The organism is Pseudomonas sp. MF08817 (assembly GCF_059862705.1).
This window is the reverse complement of record NZ_JCBCUY010000005.1, coordinates 164,964-172,258: the sequence shown is the minus strand read 5'-3', so window position 1 is coordinate 172,258 and position 7,295 is coordinate 164,964. Positions and strand designations below refer to the sequence as shown.

Below are 7,295 nucleotides of genomic sequence, written 5' to 3'. Positions count from 1 at the left end.
GTGTGCAAGCAGATCGGCTCGGTTCGGTCAGACGTCCATTGATGATGATGTTTTGGAAGCGGGATTGCGTTCGCTTAGCAAGTGCAGAAAAGTTAACTGACTGTTGCACTTGCTCCTTGAGACCGCCATCTCGACGAGGGCCTTGAGTACGCAAAAGTTGCAGCAGGTGCAGCGTTGAACGTTTTGTCTATGGAGAAAATTCCAAGGAAGTACCGCGAGGTTATTAGTCGTGTTTATGGCAAGTTAGCAGAGCCGAAAGTGTTCATGGAACGACTGCGGTCTGAAGTTCAAATCATGGTTGACGCTCTTGACTTCAGAGCCCAGGAGCAAGGCAAGGAGCAACTCGTTTGGGTGAAAATGAAGGATGGAACCAATGCCTTTACTTATCGCAAAGACCCGCATGAACGAATTTTCATGACTGAGGCTGCCTTGAAGACATCTCCAAAGTACACAGGCATGGTGCTGGTCCATGAGTTGAGCCATATAAAACTTGGGAAATCAGACAGTATTTACTACCCGTCCGGCCACACGCTGAATCCTGCGGACCCAAGTCAGCAGGCACTTGAGGCTGATAGGGTTTCCATGGGGCATAAAGATAATGTGTTGTCCCAATACATAGAGAAGAATTTTTCCAAAGAAGATCGGGTGAAATTGTTTGGAGCGAGCCGAGCGGAAGATATAGAGAAAGCGCTTAAAGATACGCCTGGGTTGCGCACGAACACACTGTTTAATAACGCCGATTCATTTAGCTTGCTGGTATTTTCTTTAGGGAAACTCTGAAGAAGACTTCCAGATTTTGGCAAAATACCCGGATTCCACCCGCTGAGTTTCCCCATGAAGCAGATGACCTTCGCTGACGCCGAGTACGCCGGTAAGCGCAAACAAACCCGCAAAGAGTTGTTCCTGATCGAGATGGATCGGGTGGTGCCGTGGAAGGGTTTGATTGCCTTGATCGAGCCGCATTATCCCAAGGGTGAAGGCGGTCGTCCGGCCTATCCGCTGATGGCGATGCTGCGCGTGCACCTGATGCAAAACTGGTTCGGTTACAGCGATCCAGCGATGGAAGAGGCGCTGTACGAGACCACCATCCTGCGCCAGTTCGCGGGGCTGAGCTTGGAGCGTATCCCCGATGAAACCACCATCCTCAACTTCCGTCGTTTGCTGGAGAAGCACGAACTAGCCGCCGGCATCTTGGCTGTCATCAATGGCTATCTGGGCGACCGAGGGCTGTCGCTGCGCCAAGGCACGATCGTCGATGCCACGCTGATCAATGCGCCGAGTTCGACCAAGAACAAGGACGGTAAGCGCGACCCGGAAATGCATCAGACCAAGAAGGGTAACCAGTACTACTTCGGCATGAAGGCGCACATCGGTGTCGATGATGAGTCGGGCTTGGTGCACAGCGTGGTGGGCACGGCGGCCAACGTGGCCGATGTCACCCAGGTCGATAAGCTGCTGCACGGCGATGAGAACATGGTCGGTGCCGACGCGGGTTACACCGGCGTCGAGAAACGCCCTGAACATGAAGGCCGGGAGGTCATCTGGCAGATCGCCGCCCGCCGTAGTACTTACAAGAAGCTTGATAAGCGCAGTGCTTTGTACAAAGCCGCGCGCAAGATTGAGAAGGCCAAGGCTCAGGTACGAGCCAAGGTCGAGCATCCGTTCCGGGTGATCAAGCGCCAGTTCGGTTATGTGAAGGTGCGCTTCCGTGGTCTGGCGAAGAACACGGCGCAACTGGTGACGCTGTTCGCGCTGTCGAACCTGTGGATGGCGCGCCGACATTTACTGGCGAATGCAGGAGAGGTGCGCCTGTAATGTGGGAAATGGCTGCCGCGAGGTGCTCGCGGCGGCTAAAAACACAGAAATAAGCGGGTGATCTGAGCGTTTTTGATCGATTTGCCGCTTTTAAAATCGGCAGGGGCTGAAGTCAGCCAGAAATACACAACTACTTCAGACCATCCTTAGGGCATGAGGCGGTTTGGAAAAAACAGTTGGGAGGGGCGTGAGGCCTTGATCGCGCAATCGTGCCGTCACGATTGCGCTTGGCTACGGTCTCAACGCCTATTCAACCCCCGCGCCAGGCGATCCCCGCCCAGTTGGATCGCCGCCACCAGCAGTACCAGCAGCACGATCACGGTGAGCATGATCTGGCTGTCGAAGCGCTGGTAGCCGTAGCGGTAGGCGATGTCGCCCAGGCCGCCGGCCCCGATGGCACCGGCCATGGCCGAGGAGTTAATCATGGTCACCAGGGTGATGGTGAAGCCGCCGACGATGCCGGGCAGGGCTTCGGGCAGCAGCACGTGCCAGACGATATGCCAGCGCCGGCAGCCCATGGCCTGGGCCGCTTCGATCAGGCCGTGGTCCACCTCGCGCAGGCTGACTTCGGCGATGCGCGCGAAGAACGGCGTGGCGGCGATGGTCAGCGGCACCACGGCGGCCCACACGCCGTAGGTGGTGCCGACGATCAGGCGGGTGAAGGGGATCAGCGCCACCATCAGGATCAGGAACGGGATGGAGCGGAACAGGTTGACGAACGCTCCCAGCACCCGGTTCAGCGCGGGCGCCTGGAAGATCCCGCCGGGGCTGCTGGTGACCAGGATCACTGCCAGTGGAATACCCGCCAGCAAGGCGATCAGCGACGACACGCCGACCATCAAAAAGGTGTCGATAAAACCTTGTAGCAACCGATCAAACCACATAACCCAGTACCTCCGTGCGGGGCGCCCACTGGCGGGCGCGTTGGCGCAGTTCTGCGGCGCCCAGGGACGAGCCGCTGACCGCCAGCAGCAGTTGGCCCAGGGCGTGGCCCTGGATACGTTCGACGCCGCCCTGTAACAGGCGCACCCGCCCGCCGAGGGCGCTGAACAACGCCGCCAGGTCGGGTTCGTCGCTGGCGCCGGTGAACTGCAAACGCAGCACCACGGCCGCGTCCGAGGATGGCGGCGCCGTGTGCAGGCGGGTTTGCAGCTCGGCCGGCAAGGCATGTTGCAGCGGCGCCAGCAGGGTTTGGCTGACCTCGTGTTGCGGGTCGCCGAACACTTCCCACACCGGCCCTTGCTCGACGATGCGGCCGTGTTCGAGCACCACCACGCGGTCGCAAACCTCGCGGATCACCGCCATCTCGTGGGTAATCAGCACGATGGTCAGGCCCAGGCGCTGGTTGATCTGGCGCAGCAGGCCGAGGATCGACTGGGTGGTTTCCGGGTCCAGGGCCGAGGTCGCTTCGTCGCACAGGAGAATCTCGGGGTCGTGGACCAGCGCGCGGGCGATGCCCACCCGTTGCTTTTGCCCGCCGGACAACTGCGCCGGGTAGGCCTGGTGTTTGTCGTGCAGGCCCACCAGCTCCAGCAACTCGCGCACCTTGTGCTGGCGCTGGGCCTTGGCCACGCCTGCGACTTTGAGCGCCAGCTCGACGTTCTGCCACACGGTCTTGGCCGACATCAGGTTGAAGTGCTGGAAGATCATGCCGATGCGCCGGCGCAGGGCCACGAGTTGGTCTTCGTCGAACTCGCCGATGTCCACCTGGTCGATCAGCACCCGGCCGCTGCTGGGTTGTTCCAGGCGATTGATGGTGCGGATCAGCGACGACTTGCCCGCGCCGCTGCGGCCGATGATGCCGAACACTTCGCCGCGCTGGATCGCCAGGTCGATACCGTGCAGGGCCGCCACCGGGCCGTGCTGGCCGGGGTAAGTCTTGCCCAGGCCGACAAAGCGCACATGGGCGTGGTTGAGTTGCGGGTGCAGCTCGCTGGGGCTGGCGGTGTGGGGCGTGGCCGGGGCCGTGCGCCGCAGGGCGGTGGTGGCACCCATGGTCAGCCTTCCCAGCCGGCTTGGTAGAGCGTGCCGTGGGCTTTATCCAGGGCGGCGCGCACTGCCGGCGAGTGCTGGTAGATGTCGACGAACTTAATCAGGCGCGGGTCGTCTTTTTTCTCGGGCTGGATGACGAACTGGATCACGTATTCCTTGTGGTCGAGGCCGTCGAACAGCAGGGCGGAGCCGGCATCGAAGGTGTTCGCCAGGCGGATATAGGCCGGGTAGCCCTGCACCAGGTCGGCGTCGTCATAGGCGCGCACCAGTTGTACCGCTTCGACTTGCAGGAGCTTGATGCCCTTGGGGTTGGCGATGATGTCGTCTTCGGTGGCCTTATAGCCCACGCCCGGTTTGAGGCTGATAAGCCCGGCCTTGGCCAGCAATTGCAGGCCGCGGCCGCTGTTGATCGGGTCGTTGGCGATGGCCACGCTGGCGCCCTGGGGCAGTTCGGCGAAGCTTTTGTACTTTTTCGAGTACAGGCCAACGTTGTTGATGATCCCGGGCTTGAACGGCACCAGGTCGAAACCGGCGGCGGCTTTGGCGTTTTCCAGAAAGGGGATGTGCTGGAAGTAGTTCACGTCGATATCCCCCGCCGCGAGGCTGACGTTGGGCGCGATCCAGTCGCTGAACTCCACCAGTTCGACCTTCAGGCCCTGCTTGCCGGCCTCTTGCACGGCGGCCTCCAGGGGGATGGCGAACGCCGCGGTGGTGCCGACCTTGAGCGGCGCCTCGGCGGCGAAAACGGTCGAACTCAAGAGCCCGAAGGCGAGGGCCAGTGCTTTGACTGGGTGGCTGAGGCGTTGGTTATTCATGGTCGGTTTCCAGTCAATAAAGGTGGGTGGTATCTGGCATCCATCTCCCTGTGGGAGGGGGTGTTCACTGGCATAAGAAATCAGTGGCGGTACTGGGCGCCGGTGTGCCGCTGGGGCAGGCGCGGGTGTTCGTGGAACAGTTTTTCCCGCAGGGTGCCGCTGTCGTAGGCGGTTTTGTACGAGCCGCGCCGTTGCAGTTCGGGGATCACCAGGTCGATGAAATCGACATAGCTTTGCGGGGTGACGATGCGGGTCAGGTTGAAGCCGTCCAGGCCGGTTTCGCCGATCCAGGATTCCAGTTCATCGGCCACTTGCTCGGCGCTGCCCACCAGGGTGATGTAGCGCCCGCCCAAGGCGTGCTGGTCGAGCAATTTGCGCCGAGTCCAGTCGTTGTTTTGCAGGATCTTGGTCGCCGATTGGATGGCGTTGCCCTTGACGTGCTGGATCGGTTCGTCCAGTGCGTATTGGGCAAAGTCGATGCCGGTGGAGCTGGAAAAATGCGCCACCCCCGCCTCGGCGCTGGCGTAGTGGCGGTACTCGGCCTGCTTGGCCAGGGCCTCTTGTTCGGTGGCGCCGACAATCACGTTCAGGCCCATGAACACCTTGATGTCGTTCGGGTTACGCCCGGCCGCGACGGCGCTGGCGCGTACCTTGTCCACCTGGGCCCGGGTCGCGGCCTTGTTCTGGCCGCTGATGAACACGCATTCGGCGTGCTGCCCGGCGAACTGCAAACCGCGCTCGGAACTGCCGGCCTGGAACAGCACCGGTGTGCGCTGCGGCGACGGCTCGCAGAGGTGATAGCCCTCGACCTGGTAGAACTCGCCGTGGTGCTCAACCTTGTGCACCTTGTCCGGGCGGGCGTAGATGCGCTGCACCGGGTCGTTGATGACCGCGTCGTCCTCCCAACTGCCTTCCCAGAGTTTGTAGAGCACTTGCAGGTACTCGTCGGCCTGGTCGTAGCGCCGGTCATGTTCGACCTGCTCGCTCAGGCCCATGGCTTTGGCGGCGCTGTCGAGGTAGCCGGTGACGATGTTCCAGCCCACCCGGCCACGGCTCAGGTGGTCGAGGCTGGACAGGCGCCGGGCGAACAGATACGGCGGCTCATAGGTGAGGTTGGCGGTCAGGCCGAACCCCAGGTGTCGGGTTACGGCGGCCATGGCCGAGACCAGCAGCAACGGGTCGTTGACCGGCAACTGGATGGCCTCCTTGAGGGGCACGGCCACCGAGTGCTGGTAGACGTCGTACACCCCGACGATGTCGGCGAGGAACAAACCATCGAACAGGCCGCGCTCCAGCAATTGGGCCAGTTCGGTCCAATACTCGAGTGTGTTGTAGTGGGTCGAGGTGTCTTGCGGGTGGGTCCACAAGCCGTGGTTGATGTGCCCGATGCAGTTCATGTTGAAGGCATTGAGGAGGATTTTTTTCTTCGCGCCCTGGCTCATCAGATCGTCCCCCGCAGTGGCGGGTTTGCGTCGTTGAGGTAGTAGTTGCCCACGGCGTGGTACTTCCAGCGCACCGGGTCATGCAGGGTATGCACGCGGGCGTTGCGCCAGTGGCGGTCCAGGCCATGTTCGGCCAGGGTGGCTTGGCTGCCGGCCAGCTCGAACAAGGTGCTGCCCGCCGCCAGGGACACTTCGGTGCTGATGGCCCGGGCCTCGGCGACGGCGATGGACGCGGCGGCCACGGTTTGCGTGTCGGCGTGGGCGTGGGCGCGGTCGAGGAATTCCCCGGCGCGCTCCAGCAGGGCTTCGGCGGCGTGCAGGCGGGCGCTGAGGTGGCCGAAGCTTTTCAGGGTCAGGGGGTCGTCGCTGGCCTTGTCGCTGAGGGCGTCGATCCACGGCCGGGTCTTGGTGCGCACAAAATGCAGGGCATCTTCAAACGCGGCGCGGGCGATGCCGGTGTCGATGGCGGCGTGCAGAAGCTGCGCCAGCGGGCCCACCGGCGTGGGGCGCTCGAAGGCACTCTGGAACGGGATCACGTCCTCGGCGGCGACGTAGACGTTGTCGAACACCACCGAACCGCTGCCGGTGGTGCGCTGGCCGAAGCCGCTCCAGTCGTCGATGACGGTGAGCCCGTGGCTGTCGGCGGGGACGAAGGCCAATTGCTGCACGCCGTGTTCGTCCACCACCGAGGTGGGGATGCGCTGGGCATAGATCGCCCCGGTGGCGTAGAACTTACGGCCGTTGATGCGATAACCGGCGCCGTCGCGACGCAGTTGGGTGGTGCGTTCGTGGGCGTTCTTGGTGCCCAGTTCGGCCAAGGCATTGCCAAAGCGCCGCCCGGCCAGCACCTCGGCGTAGAGGCGTTGTTGCTGGGCGGGGGTGCCGTTCACCCGCAGCACTTCGAGGGCGTAGAAGTGGTTCTGCGGGATCTGCCCCAGGGAGCCATCGGCCTGTGCGATCAGCGCGATGATCTTGGCCAGGGTGACGTGGGACACGTCCGCGCCGCCGTAAGCCTTGGGCACCGTGATGCCCCACAGCCCGGAGCGGGAAAACACTTCCAGCTCGGCGTGGGGCAAGCGGCGCTCGCGGTCGCGCAGGGCGCTGTCGCGCTTGAAGTCTTCGGCCAGGTCGCTGGCGACGATCAGGGCTTGCTCGTCGCTGGTAATCACCGCGACGTGGGGGGAATAGGTCATGTGTTTCTCCAGAGATCTGGTCAAAAGGCGGTGGGGCG

Annotated in this window: 7 protein-coding genes; 2 read left to right on the top strand and 5 right to left on the bottom strand. The window is 62.4% G+C overall.

Annotated elements, in window-relative coordinates; genetic code table 11:
• Positions 1–174 precede the first annotated feature (174 nt).
• Together AC19YR_RS05185 and AC19YR_RS05180 are read left to right on the top strand one after the other, a co-directional pair.
• A complete protein-coding gene (locus AC19YR_RS05185; protein ID WP_500597427.1) occupies positions 175–780 on the top strand; it encodes a M48 family metalloprotease in 606 nt (201 codons plus the stop codon).
• A 54-nt stretch (positions 781–834) separates the two neighbouring features.
• Complete coding sequence (locus tag AC19YR_RS05180; protein ID WP_011077862.1) at positions 835–1,815, top strand: IS5-like element ISPre1 family transposase; 981 nt, start codon at positions 835–837, stop codon at positions 1,813–1,815.
• 239 nt (positions 1,816–2,054) lie between these two features.
• On the opposite strand, the gene AC19YR_RS05175 is transcribed toward AC19YR_RS05180, so the two are convergent.
• The 5 genes from AC19YR_RS05175 to AC19YR_RS05155 all read right to left on the bottom strand — a co-directional run bounded on the left by AC19YR_RS05175 (position 2,055) and on the right by AC19YR_RS05155 (position 7,257).
• Positions 2,055–2,699 carry a methionine ABC transporter permease gene (locus tag AC19YR_RS05175; protein WP_500597425.1) on the bottom strand — a complete coding sequence of 215 codons (645 nt, stop codon included), beginning with the start codon at positions 2,697–2,699 and terminating at the stop codon, positions 2,055–2,057.
• Positions 2,689–3,810, bottom strand: a complete 1,122-nt coding sequence (locus tag AC19YR_RS05170; RefSeq protein ID WP_095109190.1) for a methionine ABC transporter ATP-binding protein — start codon at positions 3,808–3,810, stop codon at positions 2,689–2,691. Before AC19YR_RS05170 ends, AC19YR_RS05175 begins: the two co-directional genes overlap by 11 nt.
• A gap of 2 nt (positions 3,811–3,812) precedes the next feature.
• Positions 3,813–4,622: a MetQ/NlpA family ABC transporter substrate-binding protein gene (locus tag AC19YR_RS05165; RefSeq protein WP_095109189.1), complete on the bottom strand. Its 810-nt coding sequence runs from the start codon at positions 4,620–4,622 to the stop codon at positions 3,813–3,815.
• A gap of 80 nt (positions 4,623–4,702) precedes the next feature.
• Positions 4,703–6,064: an LLM class flavin-dependent oxidoreductase gene (locus tag AC19YR_RS05160; RefSeq protein WP_500597423.1), complete on the bottom strand. Its 1,362-nt coding sequence runs from the start codon at positions 6,062–6,064 to the stop codon at positions 4,703–4,705.
• On the bottom strand, positions 6,064–7,257 hold the full coding sequence (locus AC19YR_RS05155) for an SfnB family sulfur acquisition oxidoreductase (protein ID WP_500597421.1): 1,194 nt from the start codon (positions 7,255–7,257) through the stop codon (positions 6,064–6,066). Before AC19YR_RS05155 ends, AC19YR_RS05160 begins: the two co-directional genes overlap by 1 nt.
• Positions 7,258–7,295 lie beyond the last annotated feature (38 nt).

Bases quoted from the DNA above. Each gene is read 5' to 3' on its own strand.
- AC19YR_RS05180 (WP_011077862.1), top strand. From the start codon at position 835: ATGAAGCAGATGACCTTCGCTGACGCCGAGTACGCCGGTAAGCGCAAA.
- AC19YR_RS05175 (WP_500597425.1), bottom strand. From the start codon at position 2,699: ATGTGGTTTGATCGGTTGCTACAAGGTTTTATCGACACCTTTTTGATG.
- AC19YR_RS05170 (WP_095109190.1), bottom strand. From the start codon at position 3,810: ATGGGTGCCACCACCGCCCTGCGGCGCACGGCCCCGGCCACGCCCCAC.
- AC19YR_RS05165 (WP_095109189.1), bottom strand. From the start codon at position 4,622: ATGAATAACCAACGCCTCAGCCACCCAGTCAAAGCACTGGCCCTCGCC.
- AC19YR_RS05160 (WP_500597423.1), bottom strand. From the start codon at position 6,064: ATGAGCCAGGGCGCGAAGAAAAAAATCCTCCTCAATGCCTTCAACATG.
- AC19YR_RS05155 (WP_500597421.1), bottom strand. From the start codon at position 7,257: ATGACCTATTCCCCCCACGTCGCGGTGATTACCAGCGACGAGCAAGCC.